Source organism: Mesorhizobium sp. M0854, assembly GCF_040319815.1.
In the GTDB taxonomy this organism is placed as follows: domain Bacteria; phylum Pseudomonadota; class Alphaproteobacteria; order Rhizobiales; family Rhizobiaceae; genus Mesorhizobium.
The window spans coordinates 32787-50005 of sequence record NZ_JAMYOL010000036.1; the positions used below are offsets into that span (position 1 = coordinate 32787).

At 62.8% G+C, this 17219-nt stretch carries 18 protein-coding genes, 1 tRNA gene, 1 pseudogene and 1 riboswitch; of the genes and pseudogenes, 5 read left to right on the top strand and 15 right to left on the bottom strand.

Features of this window, described 5'->3' with window-relative positions; genetic code table 11:
- Window positions 1–189: 189 nt before the first annotated feature.
- The 4 genes and pseudogenes from cobO to NKH99_RS29320 form a co-directional block, all read right to left on the bottom strand.
- Window positions 190–807, bottom strand: a complete 618-nt coding sequence (cobO, locus tag NKH99_RS29305) for a cob(I)yrinic acid a,c-diamide adenosyltransferase (protein ID WP_352918907.1) — start codon at window positions 805–807, stop codon at window positions 190–192.
- A 1-nt stretch (window position 808) separates the two neighbouring features.
- Complete coding sequence (gene cobU, locus NKH99_RS29310) at window positions 809–1330, bottom strand: bifunctional adenosylcobinamide kinase/adenosylcobinamide-phosphate guanylyltransferase (protein WP_353017258.1); 522 nt, start codon at window positions 1328–1330, stop codon at window positions 809–811.
- Window positions 1326–2105 (bottom strand): annotated as a pseudogene (locus NKH99_RS29315) (CbtA family protein); the annotation flags it as partial. The gene cobU and the pseudogene NKH99_RS29315, both read right to left, overlap by 5 nt.
- A gap of 15 nt (window positions 2106–2120) precedes the next feature.
- Complete coding sequence (locus NKH99_RS29320; RefSeq protein WP_023676561.1) at window positions 2121–2300, bottom strand: CbtB domain-containing protein; 180 nt, start codon at window positions 2298–2300, stop codon at window positions 2121–2123.
- A gap of 36 nt (window positions 2301–2336) precedes the next feature.
- Window positions 2337–2533, bottom strand: a riboswitch (cobalamin riboswitch).
- A gap of 277 nt (window positions 2534–2810) precedes the next feature.
- Here NKH99_RS29320 and NKH99_RS29325 point away from each other — a divergent pair.
- The 3 genes from NKH99_RS29325 to NKH99_RS29335 all read left to right on the top strand — a co-directional run bounded on the left by NKH99_RS29325 (window position 2811) and on the right by NKH99_RS29335 (window position 4787).
- Complete coding sequence (locus NKH99_RS29325; protein WP_353017276.1) at window positions 2811–3047, top strand: SRPBCC family protein; 237 nt, start codon at window positions 2811–2813, stop codon at window positions 3045–3047.
- 218 nt (window positions 3048–3265) lie between these two features.
- Entirely contained in the window at window positions 3266–4264 is a 999-nt protein-coding gene (locus NKH99_RS29330; protein ID WP_352997498.1) for a heparan-alpha-glucosaminide N-acetyltransferase, read from the top strand.
- 16 nt (window positions 4265–4280) lie between these two features.
- Window positions 4281–4787, top strand: a complete 507-nt coding sequence (locus tag NKH99_RS29335; protein WP_352815301.1) for a methyltransferase family protein — start codon at window positions 4281–4283, stop codon at window positions 4785–4787.
- Window positions 4788–4806: 19 nt separating this feature from the next.
- On the opposite strand, the gene NKH99_RS29340 is transcribed toward NKH99_RS29335, so the two are convergent.
- The 4 genes from NKH99_RS29340 to NKH99_RS29355 all read right to left on the bottom strand — a co-directional run bounded on the left by NKH99_RS29340 (window position 4807) and on the right by NKH99_RS29355 (window position 7877).
- Window positions 4807–5193, bottom strand: a complete 387-nt coding sequence (locus NKH99_RS29340; protein WP_023676566.1) for a MerR family transcriptional regulator — start codon at window positions 5191–5193, stop codon at window positions 4807–4809.
- A gap of 139 nt (window positions 5194–5332) precedes the next feature.
- On the bottom strand, window positions 5333–6766 hold the full coding sequence (mgtE, locus tag NKH99_RS29345; RefSeq protein ID WP_353017261.1) for a magnesium transporter: 1434 nt from the start codon (window positions 6764–6766) through the stop codon (window positions 5333–5335).
- A gap of 314 nt (window positions 6767–7080) precedes the next feature.
- Window positions 7081–7563: an SRPBCC family protein gene (locus NKH99_RS29350; protein ID WP_353017264.1), complete on the bottom strand. Its 483-nt coding sequence runs from the start codon at window positions 7561–7563 to the stop codon at window positions 7081–7083.
- The gene (locus tag NKH99_RS29355; protein ID WP_023720727.1) at window positions 7560–7877 is read right to left on the bottom strand and encodes an ArsR/SmtB family transcription factor; all 318 of its coding nucleotides are present in this window, start codon (window positions 7875–7877) and stop codon (window positions 7560–7562) included. Before NKH99_RS29355 ends, NKH99_RS29350 begins: the two co-directional genes overlap by 4 nt.
- Before the next feature lie 329 nt (window positions 7878–8206).
- On the opposite strand from NKH99_RS29355, the gene NKH99_RS29360 reads away from it, so the two are divergent.
- Window positions 8207–9118 carry a phosphatase PAP2 family protein gene (locus NKH99_RS29360; RefSeq protein WP_353017266.1) on the top strand — a complete coding sequence of 304 codons (912 nt, stop codon included), beginning with the start codon at window positions 8207–8209 and terminating at the stop codon, window positions 9116–9118.
- A gap of 351 nt (window positions 9119–9469) precedes the next feature.
- Here NKH99_RS29360 and NKH99_RS29365 read toward each other — a convergent pair whose 3' ends face one another.
- The gene (locus NKH99_RS29365) at window positions 9470–10537 is read right to left on the bottom strand and encodes a cyclic nucleotide-gated potassium channel (RefSeq protein WP_353017268.1); all 1068 of its coding nucleotides are present in this window, start codon (window positions 10535–10537) and stop codon (window positions 9470–9472) included.
- A 454-nt stretch (window positions 10538–10991) separates the two neighbouring features.
- Window positions 10992–11076, bottom strand: a tRNA-Leu gene (locus NKH99_RS29370).
- 175 nt (window positions 11077–11251) lie between these two features.
- Here NKH99_RS29370 and lipB point away from each other — a divergent pair.
- Window positions 11252–11995 (top strand): lipoyl(octanoyl) transferase LipB, encoded by a 744-nt coding sequence (lipB, locus tag NKH99_RS29375; protein WP_352450002.1) that lies wholly within the window; start codon window positions 11252–11254, stop codon window positions 11993–11995.
- A 389-nt stretch (window positions 11996–12384) separates the two neighbouring features.
- Here the strand turns inward: lipB and NKH99_RS29380 are convergent, their stop codons facing one another.
- The 5 genes from NKH99_RS29380 to mce all read right to left on the bottom strand — a co-directional run bounded on the left by NKH99_RS29380 (window position 12385) and on the right by mce (window position 16922).
- Entirely contained in the window at window positions 12385–13068 is a 684-nt protein-coding gene (locus tag NKH99_RS29380) for an ABC transporter ATP-binding protein (protein ID WP_254818120.1), read from the bottom strand.
- Window positions 13065–14351 carry a lipoprotein-releasing ABC transporter permease subunit gene (locus tag NKH99_RS29385; protein ID WP_353017270.1) on the bottom strand — a complete coding sequence of 429 codons (1287 nt, stop codon included), beginning with the start codon at window positions 14349–14351 and terminating at the stop codon, window positions 13065–13067. The genes NKH99_RS29380 and NKH99_RS29385 overlap by 4 nt, the downstream gene beginning before the upstream one ends.
- Window positions 14348–15676, bottom strand: coding sequence for a proline--tRNA ligase (proS, locus tag NKH99_RS29390; RefSeq protein WP_353017272.1), 1329 nt, complete (start codon window positions 15674–15676; stop codon window positions 14348–14350). Before proS ends, NKH99_RS29385 begins: the two co-directional genes overlap by 4 nt.
- A 560-nt stretch (window positions 15677–16236) precedes the next feature.
- Window positions 16237–16521, bottom strand: a complete 285-nt coding sequence (locus tag NKH99_RS29395) for a DUF1467 family protein (protein ID WP_352470241.1) — start codon at window positions 16519–16521, stop codon at window positions 16237–16239.
- Window positions 16518–16922 (bottom strand): methylmalonyl-CoA epimerase, encoded by a 405-nt coding sequence (mce, locus tag NKH99_RS29400; protein ID WP_352450005.1) that lies wholly within the window; start codon window positions 16920–16922, stop codon window positions 16518–16520. The genes NKH99_RS29395 and mce overlap by 4 nt, the downstream gene beginning before the upstream one ends.
- Between the last annotated feature and the right edge of the window lie 297 nt (window positions 16923–17219).

Sequence of the window (17219 nt, forward strand, 5' to 3'; positions counted from 1 at the left end):
GCGAGCCGCTTCGTGCGGCTTTCCCTTCTCCCCTTGTGGGAGAAGGTGGCCGCGAAGCGGCCGGATGAGGGGTGTTCCAGCTTGGCACCAACAGCGCCCCGGCCAGCACCTCTCAACCGTCTTGGCGCTGCGCGCCAATCCACCTTCTCCCACAAGGGGAGAAGGAAGAAGAGGCGCCAGCAACACCCCTCAGAACTCGATCCCCTGCTGCGCCTTCACGCCGGCGGAGAAGTGGTGCTTGGTCACGCCCATCTCGGTGACCAGATCGGCCGCCTCGACCAATACCGGTTTGGCGTTGCGGCCGGTGACGACGACATGCAGGCCTTCGCGACGCGCCTTCAGCGCCGCGACCACCTTTTCGAGATCGAGGTAGTCGTAGCGCAGCGCGATGTTCAGCTCGTCGAGCACCACGAGGCTGATCGACGGCTCGGCCATCAGCTCCAGCGCTTTCGCCCAGGCAGCCTCGGCCGCCGCGATGTCGCGCTTCAGGTCCTGTGTCTCCCAGGTAAAGCCTTCGCCCATGGCGTGCCAGACGACACGGTCGCCGAAGGCGGTAAAGGCGTCTTTCTCGCCGGTGTGCCATTTGCCCTTGATGAACTGAACGACGCCGACGCGCTTGCCATAGCCGAGCATCCTGAGTGCCAGCCCAAAGGCGGCCGTGGTCTTGCCCTTGCCCGGTCCGGTGTTGACGATCAGCAGCCCCTTCTCGACCGTCTTGGCCGCGACCTCTGCGTCCTGCACCGCCTTGCGCTTGGCCATCTTGGCGCGGTGGCGTTCCTCGTCCTTGGGATCGATAGTATCAGCCATGTCATTTCACCTTGAGCGGCAGCCCCGCCACCATCAAAAGCACGGTGCCGGCAACAGCCGCGACGTCCTGGTTCAGCCGGCCGGCGGCGTCGCGAAACCGTCTTGCCAGCGCATTGTCCGGCACGATGCCCTGGCCGACCTCGTTGGACACCACGAACCACGGCCCACGCGGCCGCGACAGCACATCGGCCAGCCTCCGGCATTCGGCCTCGACATCATGGTCGGCCAGCATGTGATTGGTCAGCCACAGCGTCAGGCAATCGATCAGCACCGGCTGGCCGTCAGGCAGCGCTCCGATCGCGCCGGCAAGGTCGAGCGGCGCATCGATGGTCGTCCAGCCGGCGCCGCGGCGCGAGCGGTGCAGCGCGATGCGCTGGCGCATCTCGTCGTCATAGGCTTGCGCCGTGGCGATATAGCTCCAAGGCGGCGGGCCGACCGTCACCAGGCTCTCGGCATGCGCGCGCTTTCCCGAGCGCGCACCCCCCATGACCACGGTGAGTGCCCCGGCAGCGCGGGCAGGCAAAGCTGTCGCGCAGGCTGGTCGCCGTGCCCGTGAAGCGTCCGCGCACCACGCCGACGACCGCGCCGAGCACCAGCCAGAACACCAGATTGGTCAGCGTCACCGCCACCACGAACTGGTGGTGCAGGCGTTCCGGGATCGCCGTCTCGAAGCTATCGGGCTGCGGCGCGCCGACAATATGCGGCGCCACGATCAACGCTACGGCAAGGATCGCCAGCGGCAACGATCTGCGGAAGGCGATAAGGCCGAGCCCGGCGGCGGTCGCCACCACTGTTGCCCACCACCAGATCTGGCGTTGGACAAGGTCGGCCGCCGGCATCGCCGGCAGTTCCGGCGGCAGGCCGAGGCCCGGCGCCAGCGTGAACACGGCAAAGCCGGCAAGCCCCCAGAACAGGCCCTGGCGCCAGTTGCCGATGCCGCCGGCGAATTCCGAAACCGCAACCAGGACCAGCGCAAAGCCGATGCCGGTGACGATATTGGCAACGACGCTGAAGCCGAAGCGCTCGAAACCGTCGGCCGGCGCCCAGCCTTCGTCTTCCGCCGGAGCCATTGCTTCAGCCGGTGCCGGCGCGGCGCTGCTCATAGCCGTCGTGCCCGCGGCGCTTTCGGCCGGTGCCGCAGGTGCCGCGGCATGGTCATGGCCGCCGCCGGCCTGTTCGTAGACTTCCGCCTTTAGGATGAGCGGCACCGTGGCATAGGCTTGCATGCAGGCGAGAGCCACGCCGGCCACAAGCCCTGCGATCGCCGCGATGAACACGACGTTGCGAAACAGTGTCATGATGTCAGCCCCTTGTCAGTGGCAGGGAAAGCCCATCGAATGGCGATAGTCGTGCGCGGCATTGTGGACCGCATCGATATGCGAAAAGCCGACAAAGCCCATGACGAAAATGCCGAGGAATGCAGCAAGCGCCAGCTGCATGAGACGCGACTGCGAGGAGGCGGAAGCGCCGAGCGAAACGGAAGCGGTATTCATGTCTTGTCCTTTCGCCCTCCACCCGAGGGCATAGAAGTCAGTTTCCTGTCGCCGGCAGGTCTCCTGGCTCGCGGATCAGCGCCCTTCCCCACCTTCCCGAAGGCGAACCTTCAGTGGCATATGGAGAGGACTACCGCACACAGTTGCGGGGGCAGCCGCGGCATTGGGCAAACAACTTGCCCTAACCACATTCCCTCTTGGTTCCAAACGGAACCGACGACATCAGCGACTATAGGCAGAATCGCCGCGCCCGGTAAACCAAATTCCGCCGGATCGTGTGGCGAATGCGCCGCCTCGCCAAGTTCGCAGACCGGCGCCGCGATTGACAATTTTCGCAGCCGGGTGTCGGCTGACGGATGGGGAGGAAGCCGGCATGCAACCCAGCCCGAACAAGCGATCCCTACAACGGCCTGACGCGGCCCGAGCCGACGCTGCCGTCAACAGCCTATTGGGACATCGCGGCCTATCAGCGCGATCTCGAGGCATCTGGTATCGCAACTGGCTGCTCGTCTGCCGCGACGCGAAGCGCTCGCCGATCCGGCCGCCGATATCGACAACATCGTCGCGTTCGGTACCCAGGTGCTGGAGGAGGATGCTGATATCTGCGAGGTCAACCAGATGGGCCTGCGCTCGATGCGCCACAAGGCCGGCGTGCTGATGCCCGAGGAATACGACTTGCACCGCTTCCACAACTGGGTGCGCGAGCGCCATGCGGCGCTCGCACATCAAAGCGATTTGGGCAGATAACGCCAGGTGACGAAGCCGCAGGCCACCGCCAGCAGCCCGAGCGTCGCGAAAACCGCGCCCAGGCCGAAGAACGCCAGCACGCCGGCCAAAGGCTTTCCGGCTGTGGCCTAAAGCAGCCCTGATGCCGACCGGCGCCAACACGACGCAAGGCCCTGCTTCTTTTGACGGTGGCAACCGTGATAGTCGTCTTGCCGGGGCTGAACCAAGACAGCGAGACCATGAGCATCGACACGCCGACCGCAGCCGTTCAGGATCAACCGAAGTCGAAGCGCATCGCCGTTATCGACATTGCACGCGGCATCGCTTTGCTTGCCATGGCGAGCTATCATTTCACCTGGGACCTCGAATTCTTCGGCTACACCGATCCCGGCCTCACCGCCTTCGGCTGGTGGAAAATCTACGCGCGCTGCATCGCCTCGAGCTTCCTGTTCCTGGTCGGCATCAGCCTCTATCTCGCCCATGGCAAAAAAATCCGCTGGACCGGCTTCTGGAAGCGCTTCGCCATGGTTGCCGGGGCAGCGCTCGCAATATCGCTGGTCACCCGCATCGCCACGCCCGACGGCTTCATCTTTTTCGGCATATTGCACGAGATCGCGCTCGCCAGCCTGCTTGGCCTGGCGTTCCTGCGCCTGCCGGCGCTGCTGACGCTGCTTGTCGCCGTATTCGTCGTCGCTGCGCCTTTCTACCTGCGATCCGAGCTTTTCGATCATCCGGCTTTGTGGTGGGTCGGCCTGTCGGCGACCAACCCGCGCTCCAACGACTACGTTCCGCTGCTGCCCTGGTTCGGCGCCGTACTTGCCGGCATCGCGGTTACCAAGCTCGCCGCCACCTCCGGCGCGCTGACGCGGCTGTCGGCCTTGGCGCCCGGCCGCTGGGCAAATCCACTGGTCTTCATCGGCCGGCACAGCCTTGCCTTCTACCTGATCCATCAGCCGGTGCTGATCGGCTCGGTCTGGCTGTTTTCGCAATTCATGCCGGCGCAGGCCGAAACCAGGGAGGTGAGTTTTCTGAAATCCTGCCAGATATCCTGCGAGCAGGCACGCGACACCGAGTTCTGCTCCAGCTATTGTGCCTGCATGCTGGACACTCTCCAGGGCGAAGCCTCGCTTGACCGGCTCTACAGCGACGACCAGTCCCCGGAGTGGAAGGCGCACATTGGCGAGCTCGCCGGCACCTGCACCGCCCAAACCGAGGCGGCGGAACCGGGAACGCGCTAATCGAGGGAGGACAATAATGAGCGACAGTCACCCGAAACCCATGCAGCAAAATCCTGGGCAGCCGAAGCTGGGGCACATCCCATGGCCGCCGCTGATCTATATCGCCGCCATCATCGTCAGCGTCGCGCTAGGGCTGTTCTATCCGCTGCCGTGGATCGGCGATCTTCTCGGCGACATCCTGTTCGCCGCCGGCCTTGTGGGGTTGGTGGCGGTTGCCGCGCTCTGGTTCACGGCAATCCGCACCATGATCCGCGTCAAGACGACGCTCAACCCGAACGGCGTGCCTGACCATCTGGTGACCACCGGACCCTTCGCCGTCAGCCGCAACCCGATCTACCTCGCCAACACGCTGCTGCTGGTCAGCCTCGCCTTTGTCACTGGGATCGCCTGGTTCCTGCCGCTGGCAGTCATCGCGGCGTTCCTGACGCAGAAGCTGACGATCGAGAGCGAGGAGAAGGTGCTGACGGCCAAATTCGGTAAGAAATACCGGGACTACGCCAAAAGGGTGCGGCGCTGGATTTGAGCCGGCGCTGACGCCACGCTCATGTGGTGACGCCGAGTTCCACCAGCCGCTCGACGCAGGATTCCTCGGCTTGGTCGAGCTCTGCCAGGGTCTCTTCGAGGTCACGGCGTTTCTGGCGAAGATCCTCGCGCTTTTCCTCGATGCGCTTGATCATCAGCTTGAGCTGGCCTACCTCGCCGGGCGGCTCCCTGTACATCTGGATGATCTCGCGGATTTCGTTGATCGAGAAGCCGAGTCTTTTTCCCCGCATGATCTGGCGGATGAGATGCCGGTCCGACGGACGGAACAGCCGCGTGCGGCCGCGTCTTACCGGCTGCACCAGCCCTTCGTCCTCATAGAAGCGCAACGTCCGCGTCGACACGTCGAATTCGCGGGTCAGCTCCGTGATCGAATAATATTCCCGCATCGTCACTCCAATGCCCCGGCCACGCCGCGAGTTCCAACTGGCCGGCGCCGCCGGCGCCCAGGCGCGTACCAGAATCGGCGGACAAGGCACCTTTCAAAGCCTCGCATGGCATTTACGTAAAAGTCAATTGAGGTGACGTTCAGCGCACGCCGAACCACCATGTGGCGAGCCCGAGAAAGGCAAAGAAACCGACGACATCGGTGACCGTGGTGACGAAAACCGCCGAAGCCACAGCCGGATCGATCTTGAAGCGGTCGAGCAGCAGCGGGATAAGGATGCCCGCCAGAGCCGCCACGAACATATTGATGATCATCGCAGCCGCAATGATGCCGCCGAGATTGCGATCGTGGAACCAGGCAGCAGCCACGAGGCCGATCAGGATGGCAAAGATGATGCCGTTGATGAAGCCCACCCCGATTTCGCGGCGGATGATGCGGCCGGCATTGTAGATGTCGAGGTCCCTGGTCGCCAGCGCCCGCACCGTGACCGTCATGGTCTGCGAGCCGGCATTGCCGCCCATGCCGGCGACGATCGGCATCAGCACCGCCAGCGCCACGATATGCTCGATGGTGCGGTCGAACAAGCCGATCACCGAGGCCGCCAGGAAAGCCGTCAAAAGATTGACCAGCAGCCAGGGCACGCGCGAGCGCGAGGTCGAAAAGATGCTGTCCGAGAGTTCTTCGTCGCCGACGCCGCCCATGCGCAGCAGATCTTCCTCGGCCTCCTGCTGGATGACGTCGACGACGTCGTCGATGGTCAGCACGCCGACCAGCCGCTCGTTCTCGTCGACGACGGCGGCGGACAGAAGATCGTATTGTTCGAATTCGCGTGCCGCCTCCTCCTGGTCCATGGTGGCCGGGATGGCATGCCTGGTCTCATGCATGACCTCTTCGACCTTGACCGAGCGCTTGGTACGCAGGATCTGGTCGAGGTCGATGGCGCCGAGCAGCTTGAAGCTCGGATCGATGACGAAGATCTGGCTGAAACGGTCGGGAAGATTGTTGTCCTCGCGCATGTAGTCGATGGTCTGGCCGATCGTCCAGAACGGCGGCACCGCGACGAACTCGGTCTGCATGCGGCGGCCGGCGGTCTCTTCGGGATAGTCGAGCGAACGCCGCAGCCTGATCCGCTCGGTGAACGACAGCCGCGACAGGATCTCGTCCTGGTCCTCCTGGTCGAGATCCTCGAGAATGTAAACGGCGTCGTCGGAATCGAGCTCCTGCACCGCCTGGGCGATCTGCGCATTGGGCAGACTGTCGACGATGTCGCGGCGGATCGCCTCGTCAACCTCGGTCAGCGCGGAAAAATCGAAATCCTTGCCCAGCAATTCGACCAGCGCGCGTCGCTGTTCCGGGTGCAGGGCCTCGAGCAGGTGGCCGAGTTCCGACTGGTGCAGATCGTCGACTTCGCGCTTCAGCGTCAGCGTATCGCGATCGGCGATCGCGGCACCGATCTGGGCGAGGAACGACGACAGGATGACGCCGTCCTCGTCATAGATGTCGGCGCGGCGCTTCTCAGCCGCCCTGGCGCCGGTCATCTGTTCGTCCTGGCCTTCCACCAGCGCCTCCGCCATCGGATTTCCGGATAAGGTGCCTGTCAGGTCTAGACCATGATCCTGACAATCGGAATCGATTTTGCGAAAGGACCATGCACAACGACAAATTGCTACAGCGCCGTTCGCGCGTCCAAACGACGCGGCGCATACCGGATGGTAGGAGGAGAGGACGTTCTACAAACCTGCGGCGCTGCAAACCTTCGCGGCGGCAGGTAAAGGGCAGCGTATCTCCCCGCCCCGGTCAACCAGATGGGCAGATCGACACTGATTCAAAAACGGCGAGGCCGAGGGTGCGACGGCCTCGCTGGATATTGGACTTAACGGCTTCCCGATCAGGCGGCGTGGCGCTTGGCCTCAGCCGCATAGCGGTCCAGGAGACCGCTCCAGCCACCCTCCGATTCGAAGGCCTCGCGCATCGTCTCTGCGGTTTCGCCCATGTTCTCCAGAAGCCTGTGCTCGAGTTCCACACGCGTCGCGTTCTCGCCGAGCGCGACAAAGCGGATCTCGACTTCGGTCAGCAATGCCGGATCGTAGCGCCAGCCGGCTCCAATCCGCCAGGCGAGCGTCAGCCTGGACGGCGGATCCCAGGCGAGAACCTCGCCCCAATCGCATTGTGACCCATCCTCGCCGATCTCGTACCAGCGGCCGCCGGCTTTCGGTTCGATCACCGCGGTCGTCAGGGCGGATTTGCCGATCGAATGCGAAGCCGGCCACCAGCGCCCGAATCCTGTGGTGAACACATCGAACGCCTTGTCGAGCGGCACCTCCACGGTCACCGACTTCCTGACCGGCGCGGGCTTGATCATGGTCGTCATTTCCTCTTCTCCTTGCTGTTGTCGACTTCCCGTTTGAAGGCGTCGAGCGCATCGCCCCACATGCGGTCGAGCCAGGCACGCATCTCGCCGAGCCCATGCGGGTCGAGATGATAGATGTTGCTGGCACCTTTCGGCTCTGCGCGGACCAGCCGGGCTTCCTTCAAAACCTTGAGGTGCTGCGATACCGCCGGCTGCGAGACCGGAAGCACTCGCGTCAGATCGATGACCGAGCGTGGCCGATCGGCGATGAGCTCGAACACCTTGCGGCGCGTCGGATCGGCCAAGGCCACCATTCCTGCATAATCATAAACCATGACTTATGATAAGCTAAAACTTATGATATGTCAACCGAAGGCGTGGCGGGCCCGTGTTTAAGCAACCGGCCGGCTCGAGGCTTCCTTCACGCGGGGCATGGACAGCAATGCGGATGCAAGATTGCTCAGGGAATCGATCCACGGCATGCGGGCCGGCCGGCAAATGTCGACCACCGGGGAAAAGTAAACCTGGCGGCAAGGTTTTTACCTTATCGGTGTATGTGTCTCTCCGGCGAAACGTTAAGAACGGGTAAATTGGTTTGGCCCTAACTACGGAAGCCTCTCGGTACAGGCCCTCCGCCATATGGCAATTGCGCCTCTCCTTGTTCATGGCGACATACGTTTTAGGCGCATCTGCACTATATCCAGAAGTATTCTATACGTCTGCCTTAATCTATTCTCACAAGTTTCTTGTTGGCATTCCGGTGTTGTTTATCGGTGGCGTCTGCTGTACCGCGCTAATCCATGGCCGGCGGCAACCGGTTCGCTACGCACTGGATTTGGTTCAAGGGCGCTGGCGCGGTTGTCTGCTGGTGCTGCTGTTCTTCTTTGCCAGCTTGACCGCGTTCTCTACCTACAAGATCGCCATCCCGTCCGTCGTCCCATACTATGCCGACAACTGGTTGGCCGACGCTGATGAATGGCTGCACGGGATGCCGCCATGGGAGATCGTCCATAAGCTCGACAGCAACAATTGGTCGTTCGTCGTCTTCAACAGCTATGAAGTCATTTGGTTTTACCAGTGGTTCGGCACCATTCTTTTCGTGTCGCTCTGGTCGGACGAGATTGCCCGCATCCGCTATCTCTGCGCAGCAGCGCTGACGTTGTCCGTCCTCGGAACGGTCTTGGCCCTGGCGCTGGCATCGGTCGGACCGGTTTACTACCACCACTTTGTCGGCGTGGATCGCTTCCACGGATTGAATGCGGCCCTGGACAGGCTGGACCATAGTTACATGGTGCGGGAACCCGCGGCATATCTCCTGATGGCTTACCAAAGCGGCCGGCCAAGTCTTGGCGGCGGCATCTCGGCCATGCCAAGCATGCATGTCGCCTTTGCCGCATTGAACGCCTATTTGCTGTCATCGATCAATCGCTGGCTTGGCGTTCTGGGTTGGATCTTTGCAGCCCTGATCCTGTACGGATCGGTGTTCACCGGCTGGCACTATGCCGTGGACGGCTACGCATCGATCGTTGTTGTATCGGTGATCTGGTGGGCGACCGGACGCCTGGTGCGCGAATAGTTATGTGCGCTTGTCGATAGATGGCCATGCCTGCCGATGGCCACTTCGCATAAGCCAAACTCGCGACCGCAATCAGGCAAAAAGCACGTGCCCCGACAAGGACGCTCCCTGCCGTGCTCGAATTTCAACGGGCAAGAGATTCCGCTTTCGAATTTAATGGTGCGGTCGAGATGCAGCGCCGCAACGCCTCCCGCGTTGATTTTTAAAGCATTTTTCTACGATTCCGTGGCGATTTGTATTGAGGGTGGTTCGGCAGCGGCAGAGCATGTAGTTCCAGCCAGCCGCCATCGGCAGGCAATTGGCCGCCTTGGCACCGCATCCTCCTCCTGACGAATACCTAGTCTAATACGGTCAACCGTTAGGCGCCGCGCCGCGCCGCTCGAGCGCGGTCTTGCGGATGGTTTCTGCGATCTCCGGGCTGCTGCTGCACAGCATCTGGAAATCCGCCGAGTGTAGCGACAGGAGTGAGACCACCGTTGTGGCGCTGACGGTCGCCGAGCGCGGTTCGCCGGTGATCAGCGCCATCTCGCCGAAGAAGGCGCCAGGGCCCAGATCCACCGGGTTCGGCGTCGCGACGCTGACGCGCCCCTCCACGACGAAGAACATCTGGTCACCGGTCTCGCCATTGCGGCAGATCACAGCGCCCGCCGGCACGATGCGAGGTCGCAATGCGCGCACGATCTCGACTAGTGTGGCCGGGCCGAGCTTCTGAAACAACGGCACGGCGGCGACCAATTGCCAATTGCGGACGAAATCCTCGCGACGGACTTCTTGATAAAAGCCGGTGGCAAGAATGCCAGCCCAGAGCGCGAAGATGCCGATGCCACTCATCATGACCGCCCCGGCAAGGACGCGGCCGGCGAAGCTTTCCGGAATAGCGTCGCCATAGCCGGTGGTGGACAGCGTGACCACCGCCCACCACATTGCCTGGGGGATGCTGCCGAACTGTTGCGGTTGGACGTCGCGCTCGATGACATAGGCTGCGAGCGCAAAACCGAAAAGAACGATGCCGAAGACCGTGGCGACGCCGATCAGGTTGCGCGCTTCGTTGGTCAGGATTCTGCCCAGCAGCGGGAAGAAAGTTGAGTCGCGCAGCGGTTTCAGCAGCCAGACAGCACAGTAGAGGCTCCGGTCAGGCGTGCCGACGAGCAGAAATGCGGCGAGTGGAACCAAAACCGCGAGCACATCAATGGCGATTGCCGGCGTCCTGTCCCGAACGTCTCCCGCCCGGCGCTTGAGCAGTTTCTCCGCCAATTCCAGGAGATAGACACCCCAAATGACCGCGAGCACGGCAGCCAAAGCCAGTCTGCTTCGTCCGGGCATGTCCGGTATCGTGAGCGTAGCCACCGCCACAAGCCCAGTCGCAGCCAGCACCGCGTTGAGCAGCGCGTAAATTCTTAAGAAAGGCAGTACCGACATTCTATGCCCACGAGCGGATACTACCCGCCAGAATAGGATGCCTTCAAGGCAAGCGCAAAGGTGCTTATTTTCGCTGCGATCGTCGCTGGACCATAGGCCATGAACCATCCGATCAGCGTCGAGATCGAGCTGGCCCTCGAACCACACCCAGCGCCGGCTCGTTCTCGGTTGGACCTTTACAGGCCTGATCCTGTACGGATCGGTGTACACTGGCTGCCACTATGCCGTGGACGGCTACGTACCGATCGTTGTTGTATTTGTGATCCGGTGGGCAATCGGACGCTTGGTGCGCGAATAGTTTGCACGCCAACCGCATAGATGGCTCCGCGCGCCGATTGCTTCTTAACTGGGCCACATTCGTGATCGCAACCAGGCAAAAAGCCTCGCGCCCTGACAAGGACGCTCCTCGCCGTGCTCGAATTCAACGTGTAAGAGATTCCGCTTTCGAATTTAATGGTGCGGTCGAGAAGACTCGAACTTCCACGGGTTGCCCCACAGCGACCTCAACGCTGCGCGTCTACCAATTCCGCCACGACCGCACGTGGTAGGAGCCGGAACCAACCGGCCCGCGGCGTGTAGCAAATCGTTTCCGGTGAAACAAGTGCGCGGCCAGCAATAATCGGCCGGACATCGGCATAACTGTTCAAGGGCCGAACGTGCCGGAACTGGACGTTTGTACCGATTGCCGCCATATGAGTGGCGAGACGAGATATCATGACAGAACGCAGCCAGATCGCCACGTCGTTCCTGCCCTTGCCCGGCTCGGCGCCGGTCGAATGGCGCATCGAGCCGGGGCTCACCGCCTATCCCGATGCGCTCGCCGTGATGGAGGCGCGCGCCGAGGCAATCCGCAGCGGCGCCGCCGGCGAGATGGTCTGGCTGGTCGAGCACCCGCCGCTCTACACCGCCGGCACCAGCGCCCGCATCGAGGACCTGATCGAGCCGGACCGTTTCCCGGTCTTTGCCGCCGGGCGTGGCGGCGAATACACCTATCATGGGCCGGGCCAGCGCGTCGCCTACGTCATGCTCGACCTGAAGCGGCGGCGCGAGGATGTCCGCGCCTTCGTCGCCGCACTCGAACAATGGATCATCGGCTCGCTGGCCGCCTTCAACGTACGCGGCGAACGCCGCGAGGACCGCGTCGGCGTCTGGGTGGTTCGGCCGGACCGCCCCGCTTTGCCCGACGGCTCGGCGGCCGAGGACAAGATCGCCGCCATCGGCATCAGGCTGAGGCGCTGGGTGAGCTTTCACGGCATCGCCATCAATGTCGAGCCGGACCTTAGCCATTTCAGCGGCATCGTGCCGTGCGGCGTCCAGGATCACGGCGTCACCAGCCTTGTCGACCTCGGCCTTCCCGTGACCATGGCCGACCTCGACCTGGCGCTGAAATCCGCTTTCGAGGACGTGTTCGGGCCCGCCGCGGTGTCGCCTGTCGAAGTTTCCCGCAAGGCCGGCTGAAACACTCGCCCAATGCCTGCGCCACTATGCGAAGGCGGCCGTCGCTCATCAGCATCGAGCCCGCCCTTGAGCTCAATCCTCACATCGCGCCGATCCAGATTGCCATGGAAATGAGGAACGTGCTCATGCACACCAGCGAGACGACATCCTGAACAAGATCGGTCATAACTCTCTCCTGTTGTTAGTATGTTCGTATTTTGTTCTAATTTTGTTCGAATGTCAACGATCGCAGTCCGGGCGTCACCGGAATTGCGCTCGGTCATTTCGACAGGGTTAAGAAACGGTTGAGAGGGAGATGCCGAGCGTTTCGGGGCCGACAGGCGCGCGAAAGCGGCGGGACGGCGCACGGCACAGCTCGCAGGCCGTCATCGCCTCAATTGCAGCGCACTCTAAAGCGGCACGACCTTGCCGTCGGCCAGCGTCACGCGGCGGTCCATGCGCGAGGCGAGCTCGTGATTGTGGGTGGCGATGAGCGCCGCCAGGCCCGATTGCCGGACCAGTGCTGCCAGCGCCTCGAACACATAGGAAGCAGTCACCGGGTCGAGATTGCCGGTCGGCTCGTCGGCCAAAAGCACCAGCGGCGCATTGGCGACGGCACGCGCAATGGCGACCCGCTGCTGCTCGCCGCCGGAGAGCTCGGAGGGGCGATGCTGTGCCCGCTTGCCGATCTGCATATAGTCGAGCAATTGCGCCGCCCGCTCGGCCGCCTCCTTGCGCGGCAGCCCTTTTATCAGCTGCGGCATCATGATGTTTTCCAGCGCAGAAAACTCAGGCAACAAATGATGGAACTGGTAGACGAAGCCGACGTCGTTGCGGCGGATCGCCGTGCGTTCGTCGTCGGAAAGCCGGCCGCAGGCGCGCCCCGCCAGGATCACGTCGCCGGCGTCCGGTCGCTCCAGCAGCCCGGCGGTGTGGAGCAGCGTCGACTTGCCGGTGCCCGACGGCGCCACAAGCGCCACCATCTCGCCACGCTTCAGCGAAAAATCGGCGCCGTTCAGGATGGTCAGCTTGCGCGGCCCCTGGACATAGTGCCGTTCGACGCTCTTCAGCTCGATAATGGCCTCGGCCATCATTCGTACCTCAGCGCTTCGACCGGATCGAGCCTGGCCGCGCGCCAGGCCGGAAACAGGGTCGCCAGGAACGACAGCGCCAAAGCCATGAGAACGACCGAGATCGTCTCGCTGGCATCCATGCGGGCCGGCAGCTGGCTTAGGAAATAAAGCTCGGGATTGAACAGCCGCTCGTTGGCCAGCCAGGAGAAGAACTGGCGGATGCGCTCGACGTTGAGGCAGATCACGATGCCGAGCAGCACGCCGGCGATGGTGCCGACAACGCCGATCGCAGCCCCGGTCATCAGGAAGATGCGCAGGATGGCACTGCGCGTCGCGCCCATGGTGCGCAGGATGGCGATGTCGTGGCCCTTGTCCTTGACCAGCATGATCAGGCCCGAAATGATGTTGAGGGCCGCCACCAGCACGATCAGCGTCAGGATCATGAACATGACATTGCGCTCGACCTGCAACGCGTCGAAGAACGTCTTGTTGCGCTGCCGCCAATCGACAAGGCTGATCGGCCGCTGCGCCGCCTCTTCGACCTTCGGCTTCAGCGCGTCGATATTGTCGGGATTGTCGGCGTAGATCTCGATCGTCTGCGCCCGGCCGTCCATGTTGAAGTAAAGCTGCCCTTCCGAAAACGGCATGTAGACGATGGAACTGTCATATTCCGACATGCCGACCTCGAAGATCGCGGTGACCGGATAGCCTTTCATGCGCGGCGTCGTACCGAGCGGCGTGATGTCACCCTCGGGCGAGATCAGCGTGATGGTATCGCCGAGCACAAGGCCGAGATTTTCGGCCATGCGGCTGCCGATGGCGACGCCTTCGCCGGTGTCGAAGCCGACGATCGAGCCCTCCTTGATGTTGTTGGCGACGATGGTGATCTTGCCGAGATCCTCGCCGCGTATGCCGCGCACCAGCGCGCCGGTGCCGCCGCCGACATTGCCTTGCGCCAGCACCTGCCCGTCGATCAGCGGGATGGCGTATTTAACGCCGGGCACGCCGTTGATGCGGCCAGCGACCTGGGCATAGTCCTCCAGCGGCATGTCGAGCGGCTGCACGATCAGGTGCCCGTTGACGCCAAGGATGCGCGTCAGCAGTTCGGCGCGAAAGCCGTTCATGACCGCCATGACGACGATCAGCGTGGCAACGCCCAGCATGATGCCGAGGAAAGAGATCGAGGCGATCACCGAAATCACCGTCTCCTTGCGGCGCGAGCGCAGGTAGCGCCACGCCACCAAGCGCTCGAAGCCGGAAAAAGGCCCGGCGCCCGATGGTCTTGCTGCCGCCGCTTCGTTCATGCCGCGGCACCGAAGCGCTGCTTCACGTCCGCGATCGGCAGCGTCTCGCGTTCGCCGGTCCTGCGGTTCTTGATTTCGACCTCGCCGGCGGCGACACCACGCGGCCCGACGATCACCTGCCACGGCAGCCCGATCAGGTCGGCGGTGGCGAACTTGCCGCCCGGCCGCTGGTCGGTGTCGTCGTAGAGCACCTCCTTGCCGGCGGCGGCAAAGGCGGCATTCAGCTCGCCGCAGACGCGGTCGCATTCGGCATCGCCAGCCTTCATGTTGATCAAGCCGACATCGAACGGTGCCACCGCCTCCGGCCAGATGATGCCGTTATCGTCATGGCTGGCCTCGATGATCGCCGCGACCAGCCGCGACGGGCCGATGCCGTAGGAACCGCCAGAAACGAAATGATCCTTGCCGTCCGGGCCGGTCACCTTGGCACCCATCGGCTTGGAATATTTGTCGCCGAAATGGAAGATATGCCCAACCTCGATGCCGCGCGCCGAGACCCGGTCGCGCGCGGGCACCTTCTCCCATGCCGCCTCGTCATGCATCTCGTCGGTGGCGGCATAGGGCGTCGTCCACGTCTTGACGATGCCGCCGATCTCGGCGTCGTTCGAAAAATCCGTGTCTGCGCCGGGCACTGCCAGCGACAGACAATCGCGATGGCAGAACACCTGGCTCTCGCCGGTGTCGGCCAGGATGATGAACTCATGGCTGAGGTCGCCGCCGATCGGCCCGGTGTCGGCGCGCATCGGAATGGCCTGCAGCCCCATGCGCGTAAACGTCCTGAGATAGGACACGAACATGCGGTTATAGGCGGCCTTGGCGCCTTCATAATCGAGGTCGAAGGAATAGGCGTCCTTCATCAGGAACTCGCGCGAACGCATGACGCCGAAGCGCGGGCGCACCTCGTCGCGAAACTTCCACTGGATGTGATAGAGGTTGAGCGGCAGGTCCTTGTAGGACTTGACATAGGAGCGAAAGATCTCGGTGACCATCTCCTCGTTGGTCGGCCCGTAGAGCATATCGCGGTCTTGCCGGTCCTTGATGCGCAGCATCTCCTTGCCGTAGTCTTCATAGCGGCCGCTTTCGCGCCACAGCTCGGCCGATTGGATGGTCGGCATCAGGATTTCGAGCGCGCCGGCGCGATTCTGCTCCTCGCGAATGATCCGGCAGACCTTGTCCAGCACCCGCTTGCCGAGCGGCAGCCAGGAAAAGCTGCCCTGCCCCTGCTGGCGGATCATGCCGGCGCGCAGCATCAGCCGATGCGAGACGATCTCAGCCTCGCGCGGATTTTCTTTGAGGATGGGCAGGAAATAGCGCGACAAACGCATGAACTGGTCCGTGAGAGAGGATGGCGGCGCCGGAATCGGCGCAGCGCAGGCTTGCTTGCCCCGGCTTCATAGCCATTTCATGGCGGAATGGAAACCCGGCCCAGGCGCTGCACAGGCGCCGCAATTGCCGCACGCGGCTTGCTGGGCGTTTCGCAAGCAACGCCTGCCGTACTATTGTGCACTGCAGCACGAGATTGCCTGTTTCTGGGCAAAATTCTTCGTGACATTTTCACCCGCCTTAGGCTAGTGTGCCCCCATAACCGAGAGGGTAGAGAAAAATCTGCCCTCCTACGCGGTCAAAGTCTTGGGAGGATGCGATCTAGGCGCGGTAACTCGCTGCCGCCGGACACCGGAAACAGATCGGACGCGTTTAAATTGCAAGGCCTCGCGCCTTGCATTTTTTTTGTGCAATCATCTGGTTAGCACGACAGATTATCAAACCACATGACGTTGCGTCAGCCCAAACCCGCCCCGGCCTTTACTTTGGGTTGACCTTGCTGGCTCAGCTTGATTTCAGAGCCTCAGCTAGGCTGGGATAGTCGGACACGATAGGTAGCCGGCTAATGCGCTGGGCTCTGGTTGAAATCCGGCACGATGTGCGGGATGTCGTCGATACCGAGGCCAAGCCCTCTCGTGATGCCGTAGAAGATACCCATGAGGACCAGCGTGGCGATCGTCGTGCGCAGCGCGGCGCGCAGCATGTGCGGTCCGCGCGGTGCGCTCGGAACCGTGCCAAGCGTCACGTCCCGATCCTCGTCCTGCGTCCGCATGCTGAACGGCAGGACGGCGAACAACACCACCCACCATGTGGCGAAGAACAGGGCGATAAACGAAACCCAACTCATGCTTGCTCCAGTTCGACCAGCGTGCCGAAGAAATCCTTGGGGTGCAGAAACAATACCGGCTTGCCATGTGCGCCGATCTTCGGATTGCCGTCGCCGAGCACGCGCGCGCCGCTGGCCTTGAGACGGTCGCGCGCCGCAACAATGTCGTCCACCTCATAGCAGACATGGTGCATGCCGCCGGACGGATTCTTCGCGAGGAATGCGGCGATCGGCGAGGCTTCGCCGAGCGGCTCGAGCAACTCGATCCTGGTGTTGCCGACATCGACGAACACCACCGTAACGCCATGCTCCGGCAGCGCCTGCGGCGCGGTCACGCGCGCGCCAAGCGTATCGCGATAGACCGCCGCAGCCGCGGCCAGATCCGGCACCGCAAGCGCGACATGGTTGAGGCGTCCGAGCATAGCGTACTCCCGGGTTAGGGGAGTAGGGGAGTAAGGCAGTAGGGGAGTAGGGAAAAACTGGATCTAGAAGTGCATCTGTTTGCGCTCCTACTTCCTACTTCCCTACTCCCTTACTGCCCTACTCCCCTACTCCCTTGTTCGTCACCTCGTGACGAACACCGTCACCAGCGGCTTCTTGCCCCAGGCTTCGTTGGCCGCGCCCCGCCCCCCGCGGCGCCACGCCACCGGGTGCCAGGCGTGGTGGTTTACGCGCGGGCGGGGGGTGGGGTACACCGCGCCGGCTGGCGCCTAGATAAA